The 26,453-nt window shown below is 71.5% G+C and carries 21 protein-coding genes and 1 pseudogene; 16 read left to right on the plus strand and 6 right to left on the minus strand.

What is annotated here, in order from left to right; translation table 11 throughout:
• Nucleotides 1-14: 14 nt before the first annotated feature.
• From ACFQGU_RS02870 to ACFQGU_RS02900, 7 genes are all read left to right on the plus strand, one after another.
• On the plus strand, nucleotides 15-1,229 hold the full coding sequence (locus ACFQGU_RS02870; RefSeq protein ID WP_386763839.1) for an NADP-dependent isocitrate dehydrogenase: 1,215 nt from the start codon (nucleotides 15-17) through the stop codon (nucleotides 1,227-1,229).
• 147 nt (nucleotides 1,230-1,376) lie between these two features.
• On the plus strand, nucleotides 1,377-1,865 hold the full coding sequence (locus ACFQGU_RS02875; RefSeq protein ID WP_386763840.1) for a GNAT family N-acetyltransferase: 489 nt from the start codon (nucleotides 1,377-1,379) through the stop codon (nucleotides 1,863-1,865).
• 11 nt (nucleotides 1,866-1,876) lie between these two features.
• Complete coding sequence (locus ACFQGU_RS02880) at nucleotides 1,877-3,241, plus strand: acyltransferase family protein (RefSeq protein ID WP_386763841.1); 1,365 nt, start codon at nucleotides 1,877-1,879, stop codon at nucleotides 3,239-3,241.
• A 12-nt stretch (nucleotides 3,242-3,253) separates the two neighbouring features.
• Nucleotides 3,254-4,072 (plus strand): exodeoxyribonuclease III, encoded by an 819-nt coding sequence (locus tag ACFQGU_RS02885; RefSeq protein ID WP_386763842.1) that lies wholly within the window; start codon nucleotides 3,254-3,256, stop codon nucleotides 4,070-4,072.
• Between the two features lie 105 nt (nucleotides 4,073-4,177).
• Nucleotides 4,178-5,050, plus strand: coding sequence for a hypothetical protein (locus tag ACFQGU_RS02890; RefSeq protein ID WP_386763843.1), 873 nt, complete (start codon nucleotides 4,178-4,180; stop codon nucleotides 5,048-5,050).
• 104 nt (nucleotides 5,051-5,154) lie between these two features.
• On the plus strand, nucleotides 5,155-7,143 hold the full coding sequence (locus ACFQGU_RS02895) for an alkyl/aryl-sulfatase (protein WP_386763844.1): 1,989 nt from the start codon (nucleotides 5,155-5,157) through the stop codon (nucleotides 7,141-7,143).
• A complete protein-coding gene (locus tag ACFQGU_RS02900) occupies nucleotides 7,143-7,622 on the plus strand; it encodes a hypothetical protein (protein ID WP_386763845.1) in 480 nt (159 codons plus the stop codon). The genes ACFQGU_RS02895 and ACFQGU_RS02900 overlap by 1 nt, the downstream gene beginning before the upstream one ends.
• Nucleotides 7,623-7,625: 3 nt before the next feature.
• Here ACFQGU_RS02900 and ACFQGU_RS02905 read toward each other — a convergent pair whose 3' ends face one another.
• From ACFQGU_RS02905 to ACFQGU_RS02925, 5 genes are read right to left on the minus strand one after another with little or no spacing between them, the layout of a single operon-like run.
• Nucleotides 7,626-9,338, minus strand: a complete 1,713-nt coding sequence (locus ACFQGU_RS02905; protein ID WP_386763846.1) for a glycerol-3-phosphate dehydrogenase/oxidase — start codon at nucleotides 9,336-9,338, stop codon at nucleotides 7,626-7,628.
• Entirely contained in the window at nucleotides 9,335-10,468 is a 1,134-nt protein-coding gene (gene galK, locus ACFQGU_RS02910; protein WP_386763847.1) for a galactokinase, read from the minus strand. The genes ACFQGU_RS02905 and galK overlap by 4 nt, the downstream gene beginning before the upstream one ends.
• On the minus strand, nucleotides 10,465-11,541 hold the full coding sequence (gene galT / locus ACFQGU_RS02915; protein ID WP_386763848.1) for a galactose-1-phosphate uridylyltransferase: 1,077 nt from the start codon (nucleotides 11,539-11,541) through the stop codon (nucleotides 10,465-10,467). Before galT ends, galK begins: the two co-directional genes overlap by 4 nt.
• A 2-nt stretch (nucleotides 11,542-11,543) precedes the next feature.
• Nucleotides 11,544-12,344, minus strand: coding sequence for a DeoR/GlpR family DNA-binding transcription regulator (locus ACFQGU_RS02920; RefSeq protein WP_386763849.1), 801 nt, complete (start codon nucleotides 12,342-12,344; stop codon nucleotides 11,544-11,546).
• Nucleotides 12,341-14,353: a beta-galactosidase gene (locus ACFQGU_RS02925; protein WP_386763850.1), complete on the minus strand. Its 2,013-nt coding sequence runs from the start codon at nucleotides 14,351-14,353 to the stop codon at nucleotides 12,341-12,343. Before ACFQGU_RS02925 ends, ACFQGU_RS02920 begins: the two co-directional genes overlap by 4 nt.
• A gap of 233 nt (nucleotides 14,354-14,586) precedes the next feature.
• Between ACFQGU_RS02925 and ACFQGU_RS02930 the strand changes: the two genes are divergently transcribed.
• The 3 genes from ACFQGU_RS02930 to ACFQGU_RS02940 are packed head-to-tail and all read left to right on the plus strand — an operon-like array spanning nucleotide 14,587 to nucleotide 17,506.
• Nucleotides 14,587-15,942, plus strand: coding sequence for a hemolysin family protein (locus ACFQGU_RS02930; protein WP_386763851.1), 1,356 nt, complete (start codon nucleotides 14,587-14,589; stop codon nucleotides 15,940-15,942).
• On the plus strand, nucleotides 15,939-16,961 hold the full coding sequence (trpS, locus tag ACFQGU_RS02935) for a tryptophan--tRNA ligase (RefSeq protein ID WP_386763852.1): 1,023 nt from the start codon (nucleotides 15,939-15,941) through the stop codon (nucleotides 16,959-16,961). Before ACFQGU_RS02930 ends, trpS begins: the two co-directional genes overlap by 4 nt.
• 23 nt (nucleotides 16,962-16,984) lie before the next feature.
• Nucleotides 16,985-17,506, plus strand: a complete 522-nt coding sequence (locus ACFQGU_RS02940; RefSeq protein ID WP_386763853.1) for a 2'-5' RNA ligase family protein — start codon at nucleotides 16,985-16,987, stop codon at nucleotides 17,504-17,506.
• Nucleotides 17,507-17,518: 12 nt separating this feature from the next.
• Here the strand turns inward: ACFQGU_RS02940 and ACFQGU_RS02945 are convergent, their stop codons facing one another.
• A complete protein-coding gene (locus ACFQGU_RS02945; protein WP_386763854.1) occupies nucleotides 17,519-18,910 on the minus strand; it encodes a D-alanyl-D-alanine carboxypeptidase family protein in 1,392 nt (463 codons plus the stop codon).
• A gap of 162 nt (nucleotides 18,911-19,072) precedes the next feature.
• On the opposite strand from ACFQGU_RS02945, the gene ACFQGU_RS02950 reads away from it, so the two are divergent.
• The 6 genes and pseudogenes from ACFQGU_RS02950 to ACFQGU_RS02975 form a co-directional block, all read left to right on the plus strand.
• Entirely contained in the window at nucleotides 19,073-20,653 is a 1,581-nt protein-coding gene (locus tag ACFQGU_RS02950) for an acyl-CoA mutase large subunit family protein (RefSeq protein ID WP_386763855.1), read from the plus strand.
• A gap of 246 nt (nucleotides 20,654-20,899) precedes the next feature.
• On the plus strand, nucleotides 20,900-21,967 hold the full coding sequence (locus ACFQGU_RS02955) for a BMP family lipoprotein (protein WP_386763856.1): 1,068 nt from the start codon (nucleotides 20,900-20,902) through the stop codon (nucleotides 21,965-21,967).
• Nucleotides 21,968-22,122: 155 nt separating this feature from the next.
• A complete protein-coding gene (locus ACFQGU_RS02960) occupies nucleotides 22,123-23,670 on the plus strand; it encodes an ABC transporter ATP-binding protein (protein ID WP_386763953.1) in 1,548 nt (515 codons plus the stop codon).
• Nucleotides 23,670-24,785 carry an ABC transporter permease gene (locus ACFQGU_RS02965; RefSeq protein WP_386763857.1) on the plus strand — a complete coding sequence of 372 codons (1,116 nt, stop codon included), beginning with the start codon at nucleotides 23,670-23,672 and terminating at the stop codon, nucleotides 24,783-24,785. The genes ACFQGU_RS02960 and ACFQGU_RS02965 overlap by 1 nt, the downstream gene beginning before the upstream one ends.
• Nucleotides 24,782-26,044, plus strand: coding sequence for an ABC transporter permease (locus tag ACFQGU_RS02970; RefSeq protein WP_386763858.1), 1,263 nt, complete (start codon nucleotides 24,782-24,784; stop codon nucleotides 26,042-26,044). The genes ACFQGU_RS02965 and ACFQGU_RS02970 overlap by 4 nt, the downstream gene beginning before the upstream one ends.
• A 3-nt stretch (nucleotides 26,045-26,047) precedes the next feature.
• A pseudogene (locus ACFQGU_RS02975) lies at nucleotides 26,048-26,449 on the plus strand (cytidine deaminase); the annotation flags it as partial.
• Nucleotides 26,450-26,453 lie beyond the last annotated feature (4 nt).

Genomic DNA, 26,453 nt, shown 5'->3' on the forward strand with positions numbered 1-26,453 from the left:
AGCAGGAGAACCCCGTGGCGAAGATCAAGGTCGTCAACCCGGTCGTCGAGCTCGACGGCGACGAGATGACGCGGATCATCTGGCAGTTCATCAAGGACAAGCTGATCCTCCCGTACCTCGACGTCGACCTGAAGTACTACGACCTGTCGATCGAGAACCGGGACGCGACCGACGACCAGGTCACGATCGACTCGGCCAACGCCATCAAGCAGTACGGCGTCGGCGTGAAGTGCGCCACGATCACGCCCGACGAGGCGCGCGTCGAGGAGTTCGGCCTCAAGAAGATGTGGAAGTCGCCCAACGGCACGATCCGCAACATCCTCGGCGGCGTCATCTTCCGCGAGCCGATCGTCATCTCGAACATCCCGCGCCTCGTGCCCGGCTGGACCAAGCCGATCATCATCGGCCGCCACGCCTACGGCGACCAGTACCGAGCCACCGACTTCGTCGTGCCCGGCAAGGGCAAGCTCTCGGTGAAGTTCGTGCCGGAGGACGGCAGCGAGCCGATCGAGATCGACGTCTTCGACTACCCGGGCGGCGGCGTGTCGATGACGATGTACAACCTCGACGACTCGATCCGCGACTTCGCCCGCGCCTCGATGCGCTACGGCCTCGATCGCGGCCTGCCGGTCTACCTCTCGACCAAGAACACGATCCTCAAGGCGTACGACGGCCGGTTCAAGGACCTGTTCGCCGAGGTCTTCGAGACCGAGTTCAAGGACGAGTTCGCCGCCGCCGGCATCACCTACGAGCACCGCCTGATCGACGACATGGTCGCAGCGGCGATGAAGTGGGAGGGCGGCTACGTCTGGGCGTGCAAGAACTACGACGGCGACGTCCAGAGCGACACCGTCGCGCAGGGCTTCGGCTCCCTCGGCCTCATGACCTCGGTGCTCATGACGCCGGACGGCAAGACGGTCGAGGCCGAGGCGGCGCACGGCACGGTGACCCGTCACTACCGCCAGCACCAGCAGGGCAAGCCCACCTCGACGAACCCGATCGCCTCGATCTTCGCCTGGACCCAGGGCCTCGCCTACCGCGGCAAGATGGACGGCACGCCCGAGGTCACGGCCTTCGCCGAGACCCTCGAGCGCGTCTGCATCGAGACGGTCGAGGAGGGCAAGATGACCAAGGACCTCGCCCTGCTCATCGCCTCCGACGCGCCGTACCTCACCACCGAGGAGTTCCTCGACGCGATCGACGCCAACCTCCAGAAGGCCATGGCCTGACGCACCCCGCACCACCGACCAAGGCCCCCTTCATCGCGATGAAGGGGGCCTTGGTTGCTGCGAGCGCGACAATCCCGGCCTTCACGGGCACCGCAGCACCGCCCTGTCGTCCGGCATCGTGACCGGGCTCGGTGCGAGGATCGGGGCGTGAGCACGCACCTCGAGCGGCTGCACGTGCAGGTGGCGCGGCGGATGGACGCGCCCGCCCTGGCGGCGCTCAACCAGGCCGTGCAGCAGATGCACCACGACTGGTCGGCGTCCGAGTACCTCGTGCCCGATCCGCGCGCGGCCGAGGAGTTCTTCCTGCACAAGGTCGGCGACCCGTCGGCGCTCGTGCTGGTCGCCGAGCGAGGCGGCCATCCGGTCGGCTTCCTCTACGCGCAGGAGATGCATCGCCCGGCCAACCCGTTCACCGCCGAGATGACCGTGCTGTACGTCGAGCAGGTGGCCGTCCTGCCCGAACGCCGGCGCAGCGGCGTCGGCCGAGCCCTGTTCCACGCGGCGGAGGCCGCAGCGGCCAAGCGGGGGCTCGACGGCGTACGGCTCGAGACGTCGGCGCAGAACTCCGCGGCGCAGAAGTTCTTCGAGCGGCTCGGGTACGACGCCTACTCGGTACGGATGAAGAAGGACCTGTAGAGGAGCGCGTGATGCGCGTCTTCCCGCCGCTGCCACCCGTGCCGCCGGCCCCCGACCCCGGCACGCGCGACCTCGCGCTGGACGTCGTGCGCGCGTGGTCGCTGCTCGTCGTCGTCCTCGGCCACTTCCTCATGCTCATCCTGCTCTGGGACGACGACGGCGTGCCGGCCTCGGCGAACACGCTCACCTCGGGGGCGCCCTGGCCGTACGTGACCTGGCTGCTGCAGGTCATGCCGCTGTTCTTCATCGCCGGTGGCGCGGTGAACCAGCGGAGCTTCGAACGGTTCGCCGGCAGCTACAACCAGTGGCTGTGGAACCGCACACGACGGCTGATGCGCCCGACCGTGGTCTTCCTGCTCGCGCTCGCGGTGATCTTCACCGTCGTCACGCTGCTCGTCCGCCGCGAGGTGACCGACCCGCTCCTGCAGGGCGTCACCGGTCCGCTGTGGTTCCTCGCGCTCTACATCCCCGTCACAGCGCTCACGCCGGTCACCAGCCGATGGTGGGCACGGTCCGGGCCGTGGTCGGTCGGGGTGCTGCTCGTCGGCGTCGCCGCCGTCGACTACGTGCGGCTGTCGCACGTGGAGACCTGGGGGGCGCTCAACATGCTGCTCGCCTGGGTGCTCGTGCACCAGCTCGGCTACTGGTACCGCGCGGGCGTCTCGCGGCGGATGGCGACGGCCCTGCTGCTCGGGGGGCTCGCGGTCAACGTGTGGCTGTCGCAGGTGCTCGGCTGGTACCCGACGTCGCTCGTCGGCATCCCCACGGAGAAGTTCTCCAACATGGCGCCGCCCACGATCGTGCTCGTCATGCACTCGTTCGTGCTCTTCGGCGGCTTCGTGCTGCTCGCTCCCTGGCTGCGCGTGCGGTTCGCCACGCCGCGCGCCTTCGCCGCCACCACCCGCGCCGCACTGTTCGCGATGACGATCTACCTGTGGCACATGCTCGTCCTCGTCGGATGGCTCTCGCTGCTGCACGCGCTCGACCTCGACCTCCCCGTGCGCGTGGAGGGCGGCAACATCGTGCCGGAGGGCCTCAACTACTGGGGCTGGCTCGTCCCCTCGACGATCGGCTTCGCGCTCGTGCTGTACGCCGTGGTGCGCTGGCTGTGGCCGGTCGAGTTCCTGCGGCTGCCGTGGTTCGACGGTGCCACCGGCCGCCCGAGCGACTCCGCGTGGCGGGCCGGGATCGGAGCGACGCTCGTCGGCGCCGGCCTGCTCGCCGTGGCAGGCGCAGGGTTCTCGGGCTTCCCGGTGGCGGTGCACACGGCGTACGGGATCCCGGTCTCGTCGGCGGGTGCGATGGTCGCCATCGGCGTCGGCCTCGCACTGCTGCGTCAGCCCGCGCCCGCCCGTGCCGAGGTCGGTGCCGGCTGATTGGATGACGACGTGCTCACCGTCGTCACCGCCAACGTCAACGGCGTCCGCGCCGCCGCCCGTCGCGGTGGGCTCGAGTGGCTCGCGGCGGCCAACGCCGACGTGCTCTGCCTGCAGGAGGTGCGGGCCTCGGACGACCAGCTCGCCGAGGTGCTCGCCGAGGCCGGGCTCGGCCACCTGCACGTGGCGCACACCGAGGCCGAGGCCAAGGGCCGTGCTGGGGTCGCCGTGCTGACCACCGCCCCGCAGCGGAAGGTGCGCGTCGGCGTCGGGCCCGACGAGTTCGCCGGCTCGGGCCGGTACGTCGAGGTCGAGATCGACACCGCCGTCGGCAGGGTCGTGGTCGCGAGCGTCTACGTCCACACCGGCGAGGCCACCGACGAGGCCCGGCAGTCGGAGAAGTACCGCTTCCTCGACGCCGTCGAGACCCGCATGCTCGAGCTCGGCAAGGCTGCGGCGCGCAAGACCGGCGCCCAGGCGATCCTCTGCGGCGACCTCAACGTCGCCCACTCCGAGATGGACATCAAGAACTGGAAGGGCAACCGCGGCAAGGCCGGCTTCCTCGAGGACGAGCGCGCCTACCTCACCCGCTGGTTCGCCGAGCACGGCTGGACCGACCTCGGCCGCACCCTCGGCGGCGACGGCCCCGGCCCGTACACCTGGTGGTCGTGGCGCGGCCGTGGGTTCGACACCGACGGCGGCTGGCGGATCGACTACGCGCTCGCCACACCGGGCCTCGCAGCGCGGGCCGTGAAGGCCGAGGTCGGCAAGGCCCCGTCGTACGCCGAGCGCTGGAGCGACCACGCGCCGCTGACGGTCACCTTCGCCTGATCCGTGCAGGATCGCTCGGCACGCTGGGTGACGGCGTCCACCGGTCGGAGCACTGGTAAGGCCCGCCTGTGTCGCTCTCCGGCACCCTCATGGCACGCTGACCTCGTGACCAGTACGAAGTCCTGGGTCGGGGGGTTCCGAGCCAACCTCGAGCGCGACGCCGCCGACGAGGGCGTGCCCGCGCGGGCCGCCTGGTGGGGTTTCTGGGCGCCGTTCGTCGGCCTCGTCGTGTTCGCGATCCTCTACGTCGTCGTCCGCGACGCCTACTACTGGCTGCTGCGCGAGGACCGCGCCATCGAGTGGTTGCAGTTCTTCCTGCTCGTCTTCACCGCGGTCGTGTCGATCCTCGGTTCGGTCGCGGCGTTCCGGCGCGGGCACCGGCTCGCCGGCTCCTTCCTCCTCGTGGTGGCCCTCGGCACGCTGTTCCTCGCCGCCGAGGAGATCTCGTGGGGCCAGCGCGTCCTCGGCTTCGCCGGCGGGGCCGCGGGCAACCGCCAGGGCGAGATCAACATCCACAACCTCGACGACGTCGACGGCATCCCCGTCGAGCGGTTGTTCCGCATCGCGCAGGCGGCGATCGGCTTCATCGGCCTGGTGCTGCCCTTCCTCGTGCGCTGGAACCCTGCGCGGCTGCGGGCAGCCGGCTGGCGCGTCGTCACCCCGCCGATCTTCCTGGCCACGAGCTTCCTCGTGATCCTCGGCTTCCGCACCCAGCGTCTGCTGTTCACGGCCGACATCTCCGCCTTCATCGTGATCCAGGAGTGGGCCGAGGTGTGCCTCTACGGCGCGCTCGCCACGTGGGTCACGCTGACCTGGCTGGAGGAGAGCGGCGGACGCCAGCGGACGGCCGACGGGTTCACGTCGCTGCGCGGCGGCGCCGGACGCACGGCCGTCGTGGTCGCCGCCGCCGTCGCGGTCCTCACAGCGGTGTGCATCGTCCTGACCATGGCGTCGGGCATCGACCCCGGCAACGTCTGACCCTGGTCCGGCTCGACCGGTTTCGGAGGCCGGGCTCCCTAGGAGGCCGAGGCTCCCTAGGCTGCCCCTGCGCGCGTGGGCGCGCCCGACCGGAGGTTCGAGTCATGGCTGAGCACTTCCACCCGCTGGGCAAGGCGGCGTCGTCGACCACCGCCGCCGCGGCCGCCGCAGTGCGCTCGTCGCTCCCCTTCGAGGACACCCGTGACTTCGAGGAGTCGAGCCACGGGTTCCTGGCGGCTCCGACGTACCGGCAGATCCTGGCCGACGACGGGCGGGTCATCTGGGACATGGGTGCCTACGACTGGCTGCTCGAGGGCCAGGACTTCGACTCGATCCATCCGTCGCTGCAGCGGCAGGCCGTGCTCAACATGGGCTACGGCCTGTACGAGGTCGTGCCCGGCCGCATCTACCAGGTGCGCGGCTTCGACCTCGCCAACGTCAGCTTCATCCGGTCCGACACCGGGTGGATCGTCATCGACCCGCTCACAGCCAAGGAGACCGCGGCCGCCGCGCTCGCGCTGGTCAACGAGACGCTGGGCGAGCGACCGGTCGTCGCGGTCATCTACTCGCACTCGCACGGCGACCACTTCGGCGGCGTGCACGGGGTTGTCGACGTCGCCGACGTCGAGAGCGGCAAGGTGCCGGTCATCGCACCCGTCGGCTTCCTCGAGCATGCCGTGGCGGAGAACGTGTTCGCCGGCAACGCCATGAACCGCAGGCTCTTCTACCAGTACGGCATCCTGCTGCCGCAGAGCCCGTTCGGCCACGTCGACCAGGCGATCGGCAAGAACATCGCCCGCGGCACCTCGGGGCTCATCGCACCGACGATCTCGATCGTCGAGGACGTCGAGGAGCTCACGGTCGACGGCGTCCGCATGGTGTTCCAGAACACGCCCGGCACCGAGGCCCCGGCCGAGATGAATACCTGGTTCCCGGACCTCAAGACGTTCTGGGCCGCGGAGAACATCACCGGCACGATCCACAACATCTACACGCTGCGTGGCGCCCTCGTCCGTGACGCCCTCGAGTGGTCGAGGCAGATCAACAAGGCCCTCTACCTCTTCGGCCGCGAGGCCGAGGTCATGTTCGCCTCGCACTCGTGGCCGCGCTGGGGCAACGAGCGCATCCAGGAGGTCATGCGGGCGCAGCGCGACACCTACGCGCACCTCAACAACGGCGTGCTGCACCTCGCCAACCAGGGCGTCACGATCAACGAGGTGCACAACGTGTACCGCGTCCCCGAGAGTCTCGAGCAGCAGTGGGCCGCGCGCAGCTACCACGGGTCGGTGGCCCACAACGCCCGTGCCGTGGTCAACCGATACCTCGGATACTGGGACGGCAACCCGACCACCCTCATCCCGTTGTCGCCCAAGGACTCTGCGCCGATCTACGTCGAGATGATGGGCGGGGCCGCGCCGATCCTCGCGAAGGGTCGCGAGCTCGTCGACGCCGGCCACTACCTGCTCGCCACGGAGATCCTCGACAAGCTGGTCTTCGCCGAGCCCGGCAACGCCGAAGCGCGCAACCTGCTCGCCGAGGCGTTCGAGCAGATCGGCTACCAGCAGGAGAGCCCCAGCGTCCGCAACAGCTTCCTCGCCGCCGCTCTCGAGCTGCGGTCCGGGATCCCGCAGGGCGTCGCACCCAACTCGTCCGGCCCCGACCTCATCCGAGCGCTGAGCACCGGCCAGTTCCTCGACTTCCTCGGTATCCGCCTCGACCCGGTGAAGGCCCAGGGTGCGGCGTTCGTCGTCAACCTCGTCACGCCGGACAACGGCGAGAAGTTCGTCGTCGAGCTCAGCAACGGCACGCTCACGAGCCTCGAGGGGTTCACGAGCGACAACGCCGACCTCACGATCACGCTGAACCGCACCGACATCGAGGACGCGATGATCGGTACCCGTCCCCTGCAGCAGCAGGTGGCCGATGGCACGGCCCAGCTCGAGGGCGACGCGTCGGTGCTCATCCAGCTCGCGCAGATGCTCGTGACCTTCCAGCTCGGGTTCGAGATCCTGCCGGGCACCGGCGGCATCCCCGCCCCGACCGCCGACGACCCCTTCGCCCAGCCCGCGTTCGGCGACAGCACCGGAGGCTGATGGTGACCACCCGCGAGCAGTTCACCGACGAGCAGTGGGCCGAGGCCTCGGCCCTCCCGGCCCTGGTGATCATGGCGGCGAGCCTCTCGGACGGGAAGGTCATGCCATCGATCCGCGAGCTGAAGGCCGGCGGGGAGGTGCTCGTCGCCGGCGCCGCGCGATACCCCGACAACGTCCTGCTCCAGCACCTGAAGGATGGCGCCGAGGCCGCGAAGGCGGAGACGAAGCAGGGCCAGGAGCAGGCCGGGCCGACGAGCGTCGACGACGTCGTCGCCACCCTGCTCGGTCAGATCGAGGAGAGCGTCGCCGTGGCGCGGGGGCGGCTCGCGGCGGAGGAGCTCGCCCAGCTCCGCGAGGTGCTGCTCGAGGCCGCGACCGCGGTGGTCGCGCGGCTCGGCGGCGGCTTCATGGGCAGCGGGGAGAAGGTCACCGAGTCCGAGACCTCCTTCGTCGCAAGGCTCGCCGCGCTCCTCGCCTGACGGCTACCGCGCGATGCGCGGGTCCTGCACGCGCTCGCGGATCGCGGCCGCGGCGTCGTCGTCCGGGGCGGCCTGCGCCTCGAGCTCGGCTGCCACGCGCATCTGGTAGCGCGTGACCTCGGCGTCGCGGGTGGCGTCGTCCCAGCCGAGCACGTCGCCCATCAGGTGCGACGCGTGGCGGGCCGCGACGAGGCCGCGGTCGCCCGCCTCGAGGTAGAGGCGAGTGCGCCGCGTGAGGACGTCGTCGACGTGCAGCGCGCCCTCGTGCGTGGCCGCGTGCACGATCTCGACGGCGAGGGTGCCGGCGCCGCCGGGCACCTCCTTCGCCAGCTCGGGCTCGTCGTCGACGTGCAGCAGGAGCTCGGGCAGGAGCCGGCCGTAGCGGTGCGCGAGCCGGTCGAGGTGCTCGGGGGAGATGTTCTCGGTGCCGGGCGACCCGGCGATCTCCACGAGGTAGTCGGCGGGCTCGCACGCGCCGACGAGCGGCACCTCGGACGTCGTCGACCCCGGCAGCTGCGCCGGGTCGTCGGGGAAGAGGTCGGGCGCGCAGGCGTCCACGGTGTCCTCGGCCATGACGCGGTACGTCGTGTACTTGCCCCCCGCGATCGTGACGAGGCCGGGGAGGGGGCGGCGCACGGTGTGCTCGCGCGAGATCTCCGACTCCGAGAGTCCCTCGGTGTCGACGAGGGGGCGGAGCCCGGCGTACAGCCCGATGACGTCGGACTCGGTGAGGTCGCTCGTGAGCGCGGCGTTGGCCATGTCGAGCAGGTAGTGCAGGTCCTGGTGCGTGGCCGACGGGTGCGACAGGTCGTGGTGCCAGGTGGTGTCGGTGGTGCCGATCACCCACGAGCGGCCCCACGGGAGGATGAACAGGACCGAGGTCGCCGTCTTCGTGATGAGCGCGAGCGAGGCGTCGATGCGGTCCTTCGGCACGACGATGTGCACGCCCTTGGACGGCCGCATCCGGATCGGCTGATCGACTCCGGCGAGCTGCTCGGTGAGCCCCGCCCAGACCCCGGTCGCGTTGACGACGACCTTCGCCGGGATGTCGTGCGACTCGCCGGTCATCGCGTCGGTCACCTTCGCGCCGACGACGCGGTCGCCGTCGCGCACGATCTCGGTCACGCGTGCCGCCGACACCAGCGAGGCGCCGTGCGCCGCGGCGGTGCGGGCGAGCTCGAGGGTGTGGCGGGCGTCGTCGACCTGGGCGTCGTGGTAGCGGATGGCGCCCGCGATGATCTCGGGCCGCAGCGACGGGAAAGCCTTGAGCGCCGCGGACTTCGTGAGGTGCGAGTGCCGCGGGACCGACGGCTGGAGCCCGCCCAGGGTGTCGTACAGCGTGAGCCCGGCGCCGACGTACGGCCGCTCCCAGACCTTGTGCGCGAGGGGGTAGAGGAACGGCAGCGGGGTGACCAGGTGCGGCGCGAGCCGGTCGAGCAGCAGGGCGCGCTCGCGCAGCGCCTCGCGCACGAGACCGAAGTTGAGCTGCTCGAGGTAGCGCAGGCCGCCGTGGACGAGCTTGGACGACCGCGAGGACGTGCCGGCCGCGAAGTCGCGCTGCTCCACCAGGCCGACCGACAGGCCGCGGACCGCGGCGTCGAGCGCCACGCCCGCACCTGTCACGCCGCCACCGACGACGAGCACGTCGACGCCGGCGCGCATGCGCTGCCACGACTCCGCGCGGTACGCCGCGTCGAGCCGGCCCTTGGTGGTCATCCGAGCCTCCCGTATCCGTCGACGGGCACGGCATCCAGGAACGCCGGCTCGTCGAGCCCCGCGTCGGCGAAGGCCGCGCGGACGGCGACTCGGAGCGACTCGGTCTGCGCGGTCTCCACCAGCGCGATCGCCGAGCCGCCGAAGCCGCCACCTGTCATCCTCGCCCCGTACGCACCGGCCCGCAGCGCGGAGTCCACGGCGACGTCGAGCTCCACGCTCGACACCTCGTAGTCGTCGCGCAGCGACACGTGCGACGCCGTGAGCAGCGGGCCGATGCCGCGGACGTCGCCGGCCTCGAGCAGCGCGACGACGTCGAGCACCCGCTGGTTCTCGGTCACCACGTGGCGCACCCGGCTCTGCAGGACGTGGTCGTCCAGCATCGACATCGCGGTGCCGAGATCGGCCACGTCGCGAAGCGACGGGACGCCCAGCAGCACCGACGCCTGCTCGCACGACGCGCGCCGGGCGGCGTACTCGCCGTCGACCAGGCGGTGCGGCGCGCGGGTGTCGATCACGACGAGGGTGAGCCCCTCCGTCGCGAGGTCGAAGGGGATGTGCCGTGGCTCGAGCGACCGGGTGTCGAGCAGGAGGAGGTGCCCCGCGCGGCCGTGGGTCGAGGCGAACTGGTCCATCACGCCGCAGGGCACGCCGACGAAGTCGTTCTCGGCCTTCTGCGCGAGCAGGGCGACCGTCGCGAGCGGGAGGTCTGCGCCGGCGAGGTGCAGGAGCGCACCCGCGACCGCGCACTCGAGCGCTGCCGACGACGACAGCCCCGCCCCCCGCGGCACGTCGCCGTCCACCAGCAGGTCGGCGCCGGGCACGTCGACGCCGTGGCCCTGCAGCGCCCAGGCCGTGCCGGCGACGTACGCAGCCCAGCCGTCGATCGCCCCCGGGGCGAGCGTGCCGAGGTCGACCTCGGCGGCGACGTCGGTCGCGCGCGCCGAGACGATGCGCAGCACGCGGTCGGCGCGGCGCGCCGCCAGCACGTGCGCCTCCCGCGGGATGGCGAGGGGCAGCACGAACCCGTCGTTGTAGTCGGTGTGCTCGCCGATGAGGTTCACCCGGCCGGGGGAGCGCCACCCGATGTCGGGCTCGCGGCCGAAGGCCGCGACGAAGGCGTCGGTGCTCACGATCCCGCGACCTCCCGCAGCCGCGCCGCGATCGACTCCGGCTCGCGGTCGTTGACGAACGCGCCCATGGCGGACTCGGACCCCGCGAGGAACTTCAGCTTGTCGGCGCTGCGCTGCACGGAGAAGAGCTCGAGGTGCAGGGCGCCGTCGTCCCGCTGCTGGCGCACCGGGGCCTGGTGCCAGGCCGCGATGTACGGGAGCGGGATGCCGAAGAAGGCGTCGCCACGACGCAGCAGGTCGAGGTAGGCGACCGCGAGGTCGTCGCGCTCGGCGTCGGTGAGGGCCGCGAGGTCGGGCACCCGCCGCCGCGGGTAGAGGTGGACCTCCACCGGCCAGCGGGAGGCGAACGGCACGAACGCGACCCAGTGCTCGGACTCGAGCACCACCCGTCGTCCGTCCGCGAGCTCGGCTGCCACGACGTCGTCGTAGAGGTTGCGGCCCGTCGCCTCGCGGTGACGGCGCACCGACTCGAGCTGCGCGCGCGTGTGGGGGGTGACGAAGGGGTACGCGTAGATCTGGCCGTGCGGGTGGCGCATCGTGACGCCGATGGCCTCGCCGCGGTTCTCGAACACGAACACCTGCTCGACGCCCGGGGTCGAGGTGAGCTCTGCCGTGCGGTCTGCCCACGCCTCGACGACGAGCCGGGCCCGCTCGACGGACAGGCCGGCGAACGACCCCTCGTGCTCGGAGGTGAAGCAGACGACCTCGCACCGGCCCCAGGCGGCGTGGTGCTCGAACGGGCCGTCGGCGACGACGTCGCCCGGGGGTCCCACGAACGACGGGAAGCGGTTCTCGAAGACGACGACGTCGTAGTCGTCGCTCGGCACCTCGGTGGGGTAGCCGGGCCGGGACGGGCAGAGCGGGCAGTCGTCCGCGGCCGGCAGGAAGGTGCGTCCCATGCGGTGGGCGGCCACCGACACCCACTCGTCGAGCAGCGGGTCGTGGCGCAGCTGCGGCGCGGCACCCCGGGGCTCGAGCGGGCGCGTGTCGACCTGGGTGCGCTCGGGCGCCCCGTCGTGGTCGAAGTGCACCAGCTCCCGGCCGTCTGCGAGACGGACCACTGTGCGACGCATGCTCACCGCTCCCCGGCGCGGGCGCTCTGGCCACGCGCGATGACGAGTTCGCCGACCTGGCCGCCCAGCACCTCGCGTGCGTGCGGCGTCAGGGCATCGTCCGTGATGAGGACGTCGGCGTCGGACAGAGGGACGATCGTGGACAGGCCGACCACGCCCCACTTGGAGTGGTCGGCCACGACGACGAGCTGGCGCCCTGCCTCGACGAGAGCGCGGTCGGTCTCGCTCTCCATGAGGTTGGGCGTGGTGAAGCCCCGCTCGTCCATCCCGTGGACGCCGAGGAACACGACGTCGAGGTGCAGGGTGCGCAGCGCCTCGACGGCGACGGGGCCGACGAGCGCGTCGGACGGCGTGCGGATGCCGCCGGTGAGGACGACCGTCTGGTCGGTGCGCCCGCTCGAGAGGACGACGTCCGCGACCCGCATCGAGTTGGTCACCACGGTGATGCCGGGGATGTCGCGCAGCAGGTGCGCGAGGGTCCACGTCGTGGTGCCGGCTGAGATCCCGACGGCGCTGCCGGGCGTCACCATCTGGGCCGCCACGTGCGCGATCGCGTCCTTCTCGCCCTGGGCCCGGACCTGCTTGGCCTCGAAGCCCGGCTCGTCGACGCTGCGGCCGCCGACGGAGGTCGCGCCGCCGTGCACCTTGATCACCAGGCCGCGCTGCGCGAGGGCGTCGAGGTCGCGCCGCACCGTCATGTCCGAGACGCCGAGCCGCGCCACGAGGCTGCTGACGCGGACGGCGCCGAGCCGCTCGACCTCGTCGAGGATCACAGCCTGGCGCTGGCTGGCGAGCGGGTTCATGCGCTGCCGCCCCTCTCGCGCACGACGGCGATGCCCCCGGCCGCCACGACGAGGCTGCCGTCGACGGCGGAGTCGCTCACGAGGTCGTGCCCATGGGCCTCGACCGGGACGGCGGACGACGTGTGGTTGAGCACGAAGAGCCAGGACGCACCGCCGTCGGACCGGCGGCGAACGACCTCGAGCCCCGGCACGGTGGTCGTGGTCGCCGTGACGCCCGCCTCCGCGACGAGGCGCCGCACGATCGTGGCCGTCGTGGCGGCATCGGTGCGGGTGGCGACGTACCAGGCGACGCCGTCGCCGTGCTCGTTGCGCGTGACGGCGGGCACCCCCGCCTGCGGGCCGTCGACGTACGTCGAGACGGCCTCGGCTCCCGCGAGGTGCAGGTGCTCGGTCCAGACGTCGGCGCGGCCGCCGTCGTCGAGGGTGACGACCTCGCCCTCGAGCAGGGGGGCGAACTCCTCGACGCGGACGCCGAGCACGTCGCGGAACGCCCCGGGGTAGCCGCCGGCCCGCACGTGGTCGTGCTCGTCGACGATGCCGGAGAAGTACGTGATCAGCGCATGGCCACCGCCCGCGACGTAGGTGCGCACGGCCTCGGCCGCGGCATCGTCCGCGAGGTAGAGCGTGGGCACGACCACGGCCCTGTAGCCGTCGAGCGGCGCGCCGGGACGCACGACGTCCGCGGTGATGCCGAGGTCCCACAGCGCGTGGTGGAACGCCCGGGCCCGGTCGGGGTAGCGGACGTCGGACGACGGGTGGCTGTCGAGCTCGCACGCCCACCAGGCCTCATAGCCCCAGACGATCGCGACGTCGGCGTCGACCCTGCTGCCGGCGACCTCGCCGAGCCGGTCGAGGAGCGAGCCCAGCTCGACCACCTCGCGCCAGAGCCGGGTGTCGGTGCCGGCGTGGGGGATGAGGCCCGAGTGGAACTTCTCCGCGCCGGCCACGCTCTGCCGGATCTGGAAGACCGCGAAACCGTCTGCGCCACGGGCGATCTGCTGCACGGCGTCGAGCCGCAGCTTGCCCGCGGGCTTGGCGGTGTTGCGCGGCTGCCAGTTGACCGCGCTGGGGCTCGTCTCCATGAGCAGCCAGGGAGCGCCGCCCGCGAGGCCCCGGGTCATGTCGGCGCAGAGCGCTGCCTCGACGTGGGTCTCGGGGTCGGCGAAGTCGGGGTAGTAGTCGGTCGAGACGAGGTCGACCTCCTCGGCCCAGCGCCAGTAGTCGAGCTGGTCGAACCGCGTCATCACCATGAAGTTGGTCGTGATGGGCACGCCCGGCGACAGCCGGCGCAGCACGTCCCGCTCGGCGACGAACTCGCTGAGCAGGAGGTCGGAGGCGAAGCGGCGGTAGTCGAGCTGCTGGGTCGGGTTCGCCCAGGCGCCGTCGGGTGTGAGCCGCGGCGGCAGGATCTCCTCGACGTCGGAGTAGCGCTGGCTCCAGAAGGCGGTGCCCCAGGCGTGGTTGACGCCGTCGAGGTTGCCGTACCGCTCCAGCAGCCATCGGCGGAAGCCCGCGGCGCACGTGTCGCAGTAGCAGCGCGAGGTGTGGCATCCGTACTCGTTCCCGACGTGCCAGAGGCGGACGGCGGGATGCGCGCCGAAGCGTCCGGCCACCTGCTCGACGAGGGCGAGGGCGCGCTCGCGCCACGCCGTCGACGACGGGCAGTAGGCCTGCCGTGCGCCGGGCCACCGGGTGCGGCCGTCGTGGTCGACCGGCAGCGACTCGGGGTGCAGGCGGGCGAGCCACGGCGGGGGCGAGGCGGTGGCGGTGGCGAGGTCGACCGTCACGCCCGAGGCGTGCAGGCCGTCGAGGACGTCGCCGAGCCAGTCGAGCTCGTACCGGCCCGGCTCGGGCTCGAGGTGGGCCCAGGAGAAGATGCCGACGCTGGCGAACGAGACGCCCGCCTCACGCATGAGCCGGTGGTCCTCGTCCCAGACCGCGCGGGGCCACTGCTCCGGGTTGTAGTCGCCGCCGAAGGCGATGCCGGCCCACGCTCCTGTCACCCGCACAGCCTCCCCTGCGCACGCGGCCGAAGTCAACAGTCCCGAACAGGAGACAACACTCCCTGTTGGGATCTGTTGATCTAGGTCGGGGACCGTGGTGGGACCGACGTGGGACGCCCAGGGAGCGTCCCGGGCCGAGGTGCACCGCCCACCGCCTAGGATCAGGCCATGGACGACGCGCACGAACGCGCCGGCAGCCGCCGGGCGCCCGCGCGCGCAGCCCGCGGGGGGATCCACCGGTGAGCGAGTTCCTGCTCAACCTCGGCGTCGTGCTGCTGTTCACGCTCGTCGGCGGCTTCTTCGCCGCGGCCGAGATCGCCCTGGTGTCGCTGCGCGAGAGCCAGGTGCAGCGCATTGTCGCCGAGCGCGGCAGGCGCGGGCAGCGGCTGGCCGACCTCGTCGAGGACCCCAACCGGTTCCTCGCCGCCGTGCAGGTCGGCGTCACCATGGCCGGGTTCCTGTCCGCCGGCTTCGGTGCGTCGCGGATGTCGCCGCAGATCTCGCCGATCCTCGTGGGCTGGGGCCTGTCCCAGGGCGCAGCGGACGCCATCGCCTTCGTGCTCGTCACGGTGCTGCTCGTCTACATCTCGCTCGTGCTGGGCGAGCTGACGCCGAAGCGCATCGGCCTGCAGAACGCCGAGGGCATCGCGGTCGCCGTCGCCGGCGTCGTCGACTGGCTGGCCCGCATCAGCCGGCCGTTCATCTGGCTGCTGTCGCGCTCGACCGACGTCCTCGTCCGGGTGCTCGGCGGCGACCCGAACGCGAACCGCGAGGAGATCAGCGAGGACGAGCTCCGCGGCATCCTCGCCTCGCAGTCGAGCCTCACCCAGCAGGAGCGCGAGCTCATCGACGACGTGTTCGAGGCCGGCGAGCGCGAGGTGCGCGAGGTGATGGTGCCGCGCACCGAGGTCGACTTCATCGATGCGAGCACCCCGGCGTACAAGGCGGCGCGCGCGGTCGCGTCGATGCCCCACTCGCGCTACCCGGTCTACCGCGACTCGCAGGACGACATCGTCGGCTTCGTCCATGTCCGCGACATCCTCGACCCGAGCATCAGCGACCGCGGCATCCGCGTCGACGAGCTCACGCGCGAGGTGCTCATGCTCCCGGGCAGCAAGCGCGTGCTCCCGGCGATGTTCGAGATGCGCGCGGCGGGCGCCCACCTCGCCATCGTCGTCGACGAGTACGGCGGCACCGCGGGCATCGTCACCCTCGAGGACCTGGTCGAGGAGCTCGTCGGCGACATCCGCGACGAGTACGACGTCGAGGAGCGCCCCGAGCTCCGAGTCGGCGGCGAGATCGAGGTCGACGGCCTGCTCAACATCGAGGACTTCGCCGACGAGGTCGGCTTCGAGCTCCCCGAGGGCCCGTACGAGACCGTGGCCGGCTTCGTCATGGCCGATCTCGGCCACCTTCCCGAGGTGGGGGAGAGCGTGGTCGTCGACGGCCGCACCCTCACCGTGTCCGAGCTCGACGGCCGTCGCGCCTCGCGCATCCGTGTGACGCTGCGCAAGCCCGGGGGCGGGGACGCCGAAGGCGCCACCGAAACCGGTGCGCGGAGCACCCCCTCCCCGATGGAAGGATCCGGCGCATGACCTCCCCGACCGCGGCCGACGCCGCGGCCCCTCGCGTCCTGTCCGGCATCCAGCCCACCGCCGGCTCGTTCCAGCTCGGCAACTACCTCGGCGCGGTCAAGCAGTGGGTCGCGATGCAGGACGACCACGACGCGTTCTACTGCGTCGTCGACCTGCACGCCATCACGGTCGAGCAGGACCCGAAGGAGCTCCACGCCAACACGCTGCTGGCCTACGCGCAGCTGCTCGCCGCAGGCGTCGACCCGGACCGCGCCACCCTCTTCGTGCAGAGCCAGGTGCCCGAGCACGCGCAGCTCGGATGGGTCATGCAGTGCATCACCGGCTTCGGCGAGGCCAACCGCATGACGCAGTTCAAGGACAAGTCCGCGCGAGGCGGCAGCGATCACGCCTCGGTCGGCCTGTTCACCTACCCGATCCTGCAGGTCGCGGACATCCTCATCTACCAGGCGGACGCCGTCCCGGTGGGCGAGGACCAGCGCCAGCACCTCGAGCTCACCCGCGACCTGGCCCAGCGCTTCAACAGCAGGTACGGCACCACGTTCACGGTGCCGCAGCCCTTCATCGTCAAGGACACCGCCAAGATCCTCGACCTGCAGGACCCGACGGCGAAGATGAGCAAGTCGCTGCCGCACGGAGCCGTCTTCCTGCTCGACGACCCCAAGGTGATCGCCAAGCGCCTCAAGTCCGCCGTCACCGACAGCGAGACCGAGGTGCGGTTCGACCCGGACACCAAGCCGGGTGTCTCCAACCTGCTGACGATCCTGGGCGCCTTCACCGGACGCGACGTCGAGTCGCTCGTGCTCGACTACGACGGCAAGGGGTACGGCGCCCTCAAGGGCGACGCCGCCGAGGCCGTCGTCGCGTTCGCGCAGCCGTTCGCCGCCCGGGTCGCCGAGCTGCAGGCCGACCCCGCCGAGCTCACGCGGCTCATGGGGGCCGGCGCGGCCAAGGCCCAGGCGGTCGCCTCGACCACCCTCGCCACCGTGTACGAGCGGATGGGCTTCGTCGCAGCCCGCTGACCCGCGGGTCTAGGGTCACGCCCGTGCCTTCGACCAGCGCGCGCATCGGCGTCGCCATCCCGATCCCCGAGCCGTGGGGCGCGGAGATCGAGGGTTGGCGCTCGTCCCTGGGGGACCCCCAGGCGCATGCCATCCCGGCGCACATCACCCTGCTGCCCCCGGCCTCGGTCGACACCGCCGACCTCGCCGAGGTCGAACGGCATCTGACGGCGGCGGCCGGAGCGGTCGAGCCCTTCGAGGTCCACCTGCGCGGCACGGGCACCTTCCGGCCCGTCTCGCCGGTGGTGTTCGTGGCCCTCGCGACGGGGATCGCCGGGTGCGAACGGCTCGAGAGCGGCGTCCGGTCCGGGGTGCTCGCGCGTCCGGCCGACTTCCCGTACCACCCGCACGTGACCGTGGCGCACGACCTGCCGGACGACGTGCTCGACCGGGCCTACGACGCGCTCGGTGCGTTCTCCGCGCGGTTCCTGGTGGAGGAGTTCTGCCTCTACGTGCACGGGGACGACGGCGTCTGGCACGTGCGGAGGAGCTTCCCGCTGGCCTGACGCGGCGCGCCGCTACTCCGGCGGGGGAGTCGGGCGCGCGGGCGGTCGCACGACGCGCACGTGGCCGCCGGAGGCCGGGGCGGCGGGTGCCGGCGTCGAGCGTGCCGGGGCGGGCTCGGGCTCGGGCTCGGGCTCGGGGAGGTCCACCGCGGGCTCGACGGCTGCAGGCTCGCGGACCTCGGGTGCGACGCGTCGGGGTGGGACGGGGCTGCTGAGATCGGGCACGGCGCCGCCGCCCGCGTCGCGACGTCGTCGCCGCGTCAGCCACCAGGCGATGGCCGCGCCCAGGGCGACGGCCGCGACGAGGGCCACCAGCCACGGCGATGCGCTGCTCCCGGCCGCCACCGGGGCGCCTGCGGCACCGCCCGCGACCGTGGTCTCCCCGGGGGCGGGCACGGCTCCGGACGGGGTCGGGGTGGCTTCCTCGCCACCCTCGGGGCGCGGGCCGACGAGCGTGCCCACGGGCGTGACCTGGGTGCGGTTGGCGAAGCCCCAGCTGAGCAGGCTCTTGGCGGCGGTCTCGGTGCGGTCGCGCACCTGCAGCAGCGTGACGGCGAGGACGTGGCCGTCGCGCTCCGCCGCGCCCCAGAACGTGCGACCGGCGAGCGAGGTGTAGCCGGTCTTCCCGCCGACCGCGCCGTCGAAGCCGTGCAGCAGCAGACGGTTCTGCGTGTAGATCTTGTACGTCGGGCGCTTCTTGCCCTTCCCGGCCGGCCGGCCGGGGAAGTCGTAGCTCACCGCGGCGGTGACGGTGCGGAAGTCCTCGAGCTGCATCGCGGCGCGGGCGATGAGGGCGAGGTCGTACGCGCTGGTCAGCTGGCCGTCGGCGTCGAGGCCGCTGGGGTTGCGCACCACGGTGTCGTCGGCCTGCAGCGAGTAGGCGACGGCCTGCATGTCGGCGACCGTCTTCTTCATCCCCCCGTGCGACCCGGCGAGGGCGGCGGCCGCGTCGTTCCCGCTGGGGAGCAGCAGCCCGTGGAAGAGGTCCCAGTTGGTGTACGTGGCGTCGGGCACGATGCCCACGCGGCCGCCGTCGGCGGACGCCTCCTTCCACGTCACGGTGTGCTCGGCGTCCTTGTCGAGCACCGGCATGAGCGTGAGGGCGGTCAAGGTCTTGAGCGTGCTCGCGGGCCGGCCCTGCCGGTGAGCGCCCTTGGCGGCGAGGATCTCGCCCGTGGTCAGGTCGGCCAGCACCCAGGACTTCGCCGAGATCGGGGGCAGCGGGCTTGCCTCAGGCCCGAGGTTGACGCGGATGCCGTACCCGGCCAGCTGGTCCCCACCGAGGATCTCCGCCGGTGCCGGTGCCGGTGCCGGGGCCGCCGCCGACGCCGCGCCCGGGAGCGCCACGAGCAGGGCACCGGTCAGCGCGAGCCCGAGGGCGTGGGGGCGGACCTGACGCAGCACCGCACGAGGGTAACCCGGCGCCGGTGGTGCCCTGCCCGATTCGTCCAGGTGCAGCGCCGCCACGAGCGGGCGGCTGTGCGAGCACTCACACCGGGCTCCCCGGGCCTCCCCGCGGGGGAGGACGGCACTAGCGTGGTCCGCGGTCGAGCGAAAGGGCCTGCCATGGCACGTCACACCGAGTCCGGACTCCCGTTCGAGCCCGTCTACGGGCCGGACGCCCTCGACGGCTGGGACCCCGCCGAGCGCCTCGGCGTCCCAGGGCAGTACCCGTTCACGCGCGGCGTCTACCCCTCGATGTACACCGGCAAGCCGTGGACGATGCGCCAGTACGCCGGCTTCGGCACGGCGGCCGAGTCCAACGAGCGCTACCAGCAGCTCATCGCAGCCGGCACCAACGGGCTCTCGGTGGCGTTCGACCTGCCCACGCAGATGGGGTACGACTCCGACCACCCGCTCGCCCACGGCGAGGTCGGCAAGGTGGGCGTGGCCATCGACTCGATCGACGACATGCGGATCCTGTTCGGCGGCATCCCGCTCGGCGAGGTCTCGACGTCGATGACCATCAACGCGCCCGCCGCCGTCCTGCTGCTGCTCTACCAGCTCGTCGCGGAGGAGCAGGGCGTGCCGTCGTCCGCGCTCACCGGCACGATCCAGAACGACGTGCTCAAGGAGTACATCGCCCGCGGCACCTACATCTACCCGCCGGCGGCGTCGCTGCGCCTGATCACCGACATCTTCGGCTACTGCCGTGCCGAGATCCCGAAGTGGAACACCATCTCGATCTCCGGCTACCACATGGCCGAGGCGGGGGCGACGCCCGCGCAGGAGATCGCCTTCACGCTCGCCGACGGGATCGAGTACGTGCGCGCGGCCGTGGCGTCGGGCATGGACGTGGACGAGTTCGCGCCGCGCCTCGCCTTCTTCTTCGTCGCCCGCACCACCCTGCTCGAGGAGGTCGCGAAGTTCCGCGCGGCGCGTCGGATCTGGGCGCGCGTCATGCGGGAGGAGTTCGGCGCGAAGAACCCCAAGAGCCAGATGCTGCGCTTCCACACCCAGACGGCGGGCGTGCAGCTCACGGCGCAGCAGCCGGAGGTCAACCTCGTCCGGGTGGCCATCCAGGGCCTGGGCGCGGTGCTCGGCGGCACGCAGTCGCTGCACACCAACTCCTTCGACGAGGCGATCGCGCTGCCGACCGCCAAGGCGGCCCGCCTCGCGCTGCGCACCCAGCAGGTGCTCGCCTACGAGACGGACGTGACCGCCACCGTCGACCCGTTCGCCGGGTCGTACGTCGTCGAGTCGCTGACCGACGAGGTCGAGGCCGCGGCCCTGGATCTCATGCGCCAGGTCGAGGACATGGGCGGCGCGGTCGCGGCGATCGAGCGCGGCTTCCAGAAGGGCGAGATCGAGCGGTCGGCGTACGCCGTGTCGCAGCAGATCGACTCCGGGGAGCGCGTGGTGGTCGGCGTCAACCGGTACACGGTCGACGAGGAGGAGCACTACGAGCCTCTCCGGGTCAACCCGGCGATCGAGGGCGAGCAGGTGGCGAGGCTCGAGAAGCTGCGGGCCGAGCGCGACCAGGCCGCCGTGGACGAGGCCCTTGCCCGGGTGCGCGACGCCGCCCGGGGCGACGCCAACGTGCTGTACCCCCTGCGGGACGCGCTCCGGGCCCGAGCCACCGTGGGCGAGGCCTCGGACGCCCTCCGCGAGGTGTGGGGGCTCTACACCCCGGCCGACGTCTTCTAGCCCCGCTCTGGTCTAGACCGTTTCCGGTCGTCCCGCTCCGCGGGAGAGCCGGAGACGGTCGTCATCGGGCCCGGGGCGGCCCGTCCTGGTGTCGCCCGCGTGACGGTCCGTTCACCTGGGTCACGGATCGGTTTCGGAAGCCCGGGGAAGCAGGGTGAGCAGTCTCTTCCTGGCGCCTCCCCCCACTAGGGTCGTGTCTGAATCGCTCGGGCAAGGCCGCCCGGCGTCAGGAAGAAGGAGACCCCCTTGTACAAGGGCCTGAAGATTGCCGCTCTGCTCGCGGCCAGCACGCTCGCTCTTGCGGCGTGCGGCAGCAGCAGCAGCGGCGGTACGACCACCTCCGCGGCACCGGCTGAGTCGTCCTCGTCGGCTGCGCCGACGTCCGACGTGAAGGTCGGTCTCGCCTACGACATCGGCGGCCGTGGCGACCAGTCGTTCAACGACTCCGCCGCCGCCGGCCTGGACAAGGCCGCCGCCGAGTTCGGTGTTGAGATCAAGGAGCTCGACGCGACGGCCGGCGAGACGGACGCGCAGAAGGAGGAGCGCCTCACGACGCTCGCCGAGGCGGGCTACAACCCGATCATCGCCGTGGGCTTCGCGTACGCCGTCGCCGTCGGCAAGGTCGCGCCGGAGTTCCCGGAGATCCAGTTCGCGATCGTCGACGACTCCTCGCTGTCCGAGGCCAACAAGAACGTCACCAGCCTGGTGTTCGCCGAGAACGAGGGCTCCTTCCTCGTCGGCGCGATCGCTGCTCAGGCGTCCAAGACCGGCAACATCGGCTTCGTCGGCGGCGTCAACGTGCCGCTGATCGTGAAGTTCGAGAAGGGCTTCGAGGCCGGCGCCAAGGCGGTCAACCCGAGCATCAAGATCCAGACGAAGTACCTCACCGAGCCGCCGGACTTCTCCGGCTTCGGTGACCCGGCCAAGGGCAAGGTCGCGGCCGAGGGCATGTTCGACGGTGGCGCGGATGTCGTCTACCACGCAGCCGGCGGTTCCGGTGGCGGCGTGTTCGAGGCTGCCAAGGCCGCGGGCGGGCTCGCGATCGGTGTCGACTCCGACCAGTACCTCACCGCCGACGCCAGCGTGAAGGACGTCATCCTCACCTCGATGCTCAAGCGCGTCGACGTCGCCGTCTACGAGATGATCAAGTCTGCTGTGGGCGGCACCCCGCTCACCGGCGTCCAGACCTTCGACCTGAAGGCTGACGGCGTGGGCTTCTCCGAGTCCAACGCAGCGGTGGCCGAGTACGTGGCCAAGGCCAACGAGCTGAAGGACCAGATCATCGCCGGGACCATCACGGTTCCGTCCTCGTAGTAGCACGTCACGGCCGATCGTGGGGCGCGTCCTAGGACGCGCCCCACGATCGCCGGACCGGGCCCGATCCATGCGTGTAGCGTGCGGATCGGGCCCGGCGTCGTTCCCACGGTCGGCCGGCAGTGCCCGCTGACCCTTGCAAGGAGTGAGCAGCCATCAGCACCCAGCCTGACACCGCCTCGACGACCGAAGCGCTCGCGGTCGAGCTCCGGGACATCACCAAGACCTTCCCCGGTGTCGTGGCCAACAAGGACATCAACCTCCGCGTCCGGCGCGGCACGGTCCACGCGATCGTGGGGGAGAACGGGGCCGGCAAGTCCACGCTCATGAAGACGCTGTACGGCATGCACCACGCCGACAGCGGCACGATCGCGCTCGACGGCGAGACCGTGGTGCTCACGAGCCCCAGCGAGGCGATCGCCCGCGGGGTGGGCATGGTGCACCAGCACTTCCAGCTGGCGGACAACCTCTCGGTGCTCGAGAACGTCGTCCTCGGCAGCGAGCCCAAGCGCGGGATGCGCCTCGACTACGACCTCGCCCGCGCCCGGATCCTCGAGATCTCCGACCGCTACGGCCTCGACGTGCGGCCCGACGAGCTGGTCGAGGACCTCGGGGTCGGCGAGCGTCAGCGCGTCGAGATCCTCAAGGTTCTCTACCGCGGCGCCCGCACCCTCATCCTCGACGAGCCCACGGCGGTCCTCGTGCCCCAGGAGGTCGACGAGCTCTTCGACGCGCTGCGCGAGCTGAAGTCCGAGGGGCTCGCCATCCTGTTCATCTCGCACAAGCTCGACGAGGTGCTCAAGGTCGCGGACGAGATCACCGTGATCCGGCGCGGCACCACGGTGGCCTCGGTGCTGCCGGCCGACGTGACCGCGCGCAAGCTCGCGGAGCTCATGGTGGGCAGCGAGCTGCCGACGCCGGAGACGCGCGAGTCGACGGTGACCGACGTCGAGGAGATCGTGGTCCAGGGGCTCACGCTCGTGGACCGCTCCGGACGCGCGCTGCTGTCGGACGTCTCGTTCACGATCCACCGCGGCGAGGTGCTCGGCATCGCGGGCGTCGAGGGCAACGGCCAGGCCGAGCTCGTCGAGACGATCATGGGGATGCGCAAGGCATCGTCAGGATCGGTGTCCCTCGCAGGCGAGGACATCTCCGCCTGGTCCACCCGGCGACGTCGGGAGAACGGGATCGCCTACATCGCCGAGGACCGCATCCGGCACGGGCTGCTGCTCGAGTCGCCGCTCTGGGAGAACCGGATGCTCGGCCACCAGACGCAGCCACCCAACAGCAAGGGGCCGCTCCTCGACGTCCGGGGCGCCAAGAAGGACACCCAGCGCATCGTGGACGAGTACGACGTCCGCACGCCGTCCATCGAGGTGCTCGCGTCGGCCCTGTCCGGGGGCAACCAGCAGAAGCTCATCGTGGGTCGTGAGATGAGCAGCAACCCCTCGGTGCTCATCGCCTCGCACCCGACCCGCGGCGTGGACGTGGGTGCTCAGGCGGCCATCTGGGACCTGCTGCGCGAGGCCCGCGCGAAGGGACTGGCGGTGCTCCTCATCTCGGCCGACCTCGACGAGCTCATCGGCCTGTCCGACTCGATCAAGGTGATGCTGCGCGGCAAGCTCGTCGCCGACGCCGACCCGGCCACCGTCACGCCCGAGCAGCTCGGCTCGGCGATGACCGGCGCGGAGGGTGCAGCCTGATGCCCGGTCGCCTCAGCCTCAACCGCATCGCCCTCGCCGTCGCGGCGCCGGTGCTTGCCATCGCGTTCTCGCTGCTGGTCACGTCCGTGGTCCTGGTGGTGTCGGGCAACAACCCGATCGTGGCGTTCACGACGATGCTCGAGCAGCTCACCAAGCCGCGCATCCAGGTCAACATCCTGAACTCCGCGACCACCTACTACCTGTCGGCGGTCGCGGTCGCGATCGGCTTCAAGATGAACCTGTTCAACATCGGCGTCGACGGCCAGTACCGGCTCGCGGCGATGCTCGCCGCCGCCGTGGGCGGCGCCGTCGTCCTTCCGGCGCCCCTGCACATCGGGCTGATCATCGCCGTGGCGATGTTCGTCGGCGCCATGTGGGCCGGCATCGCCGGACTGCTCAAGGTGACCCGCGGTGTCAGCGAGGTCATCTCGACCATCATGCTGAACTTCATCGCCACCGGCATCGTGGCCTACCTGCTCGCGCCGGGTCGCCTGGCGGTGGAGACCCAGGGGTCGAACAACATCGGCACCAAGCCCATCCCCGAGTCGGGCCAGGTGCCCGGCCTGCCGATCATCCCCGGCACCAAGAACGAGGTCTACGGCCTCATCGTCGTGGCGATCCTCGTCGGGATCGGCTACTGGTTCCTGCTCACCCGAACGCGGTTCGGCTTCGACCTGCGCGCCACCGGCTCGTCCGAGCCGGCGGCGGTCGCGAGCGGCGTCAACGTCAAGAAGATGGTCGTCTACGCGATGCTCCTCTCGGGTGCCGTCGCCGGCCTCGTGGGCATGCCGCAGCTGCTCGGCTCGTCTTACTCCTACGGGCTCGACTTCCCGACGGGGCTCGGCTTCACGGGCATCGCCATCGCGCTGCTCGGCCGCAACTCGCCGATCGGCATCGCCTTCGCCGCCCTGCTGTGGGCGTTCCTCGACAACAGCTCGAACAGCCTCGAGTTCGAGGGTGTCCCGAAGCAGGCCGTCCTGATCATGCAGGGAGTGATCGTGCTGTCCGTGGTCATCGCCTACGAGCTCGTCCGTAGGTACCGGATCAGGTCGGTCGCGCGAGACGTCGGGCGTCAGCTGGCGGCCACGGCGCCCGAGAAGGAGGCCGTCGCATGAGCACCGACACGCTGACCCCCGAGACCGCACCGAGCAGGCCGGTGCGCCGGCTCGGCTCGTCGAAGACGTGGCGGCTGCTCTACATCGCCTCGCTGATCCTGCTCCTGCTGTCGGTGGTGCGGGTCCTCACCGGCGTCACCAACCTGACCTCCGCGGGCACGGTCGCGGCCGCGCTCGGGCTCTCGGTGCCGATCGCGATGGCCGGTCTGGGCGGCCTCTGGGCCGAGCGCGCGGGCGTGGTCAACATCGGGCTCGAGGGCATGATGATCCTCGGAACCTTCGGGGCGGGCTGGGCCGGCTACCAGTGGGGCCCGTGGGTCGGTCTGCTCGTGGCCGTGGCTGCCGGCGCCCTCGGAGGCCTGCTGCACGCGCTCGCCACGGTGACGTTCGCCGTCGACCAGATCGTGAGCGGCGTCGCGATCAACATCCTCGCGGTCGGGCTCACCCAGTTCCTCGCAGCCGAGCTGTTCACCGGCGTCCCCGGCGGTGGCGGCACGCAGTCGCCGCGCATCGACACCATGGGCAGCATCACCCTCCCGGGCATCTCGACCGCTGCCGAGTCGATCGCCGAGCAGGGCTGGTTCCTCGTCTCCGACCTGGCCGGTGTCATCGCCGGCCTCACGACCAACGTGTCCTACGTGACGATCATGGCGATCCTCGCGCTCGTCGGTTCCTTCTTCATCCTCTGGCGCACGGCGTTCGGCCTGCGGCTGCGCTCCTGCGGCGAGGCGCCGTACGCCGCGGCGACGCTCGGCGTGAACGTCATGAAGTACAAGTACATCGCGGTGGTCATGTCGGGCGCCCTGGCCGGTCTCGGCGGCGCCTACCTGACCATCGTGGCCGCGCAGATCTACCGCGAGGGCCAGACGGCTGGACGCGGCTACATCGGTCTCGCCGCGATGATCTTCGGCAACTGGCGTCCGGGCGGGCTCGCCGCCGGTGCGGGTCTCTTCGGCTACACCGACGCCCTGCAGCTGCGCGGCGGCGGTGCGGTCCACGCGCTCCTGCTGCTGACCGCCATCCTCCTCGTGGGCTACGCGATCTGGCTGTTCTACAAGCGCAAGCTGGTCAGCGGCATCATCGCGGTCGTGATCGGCCTCGGCGTGTACGCCTGGTACGCCACCACGGACGACGTGCCCCCGCAGGTCGCGTTCGTGACGCCGTACGTCGCCACGCTGCTCGTGCTGTCGATGGCCTCGCAACGGCTGCGCATGCCGGCCGCGGACGGGAAGCCGTACCTCAAGGGCGAGGAGCACTAGCCGGTGGCCGAGGTCGACTGGGACGGCCTCCGAGCGGCCGCCGTCGAAGTGATGCAGAGGGCGTACGCCCCCTACAGCAGGTTCCGCGTGGGCGTCGCCGGGCTCGTGGACGACGGCAGGGTCGTCGTGGGGTGCAACGTCGAGAACGCGGCGTACGGCGTCGCCCTGTGCGCGGAGTGCGGCATGGTGTCGCAGCTGCACGCCACCGGCGGAGGTCGGCTCGTGGCGGTCGCGTGCGTCGACGCCAACGGCGACCCCCTGATGCCGTGCGGCCGGTGCCGTCAGCTCCTGTGGGAGAACGGCGGGCCCGAGTGCCTCGTCGCGACCCCGCTCGGCGTCCTCCCGATGTCCGACGTCCTGCCGCAGGCGTTCGGCGTCTCCGACCTCTCGCACGTGACAGGTGAGTCCT

Origin of the sequence: Longivirga aurantiaca (assembly GCF_042660085.1) — a bacterium.
Lineage (GTDB): Bacteria > Actinomycetota > Actinomycetes > S36-B12 > CAIYMF01 > Longivirga > Longivirga aurantiaca.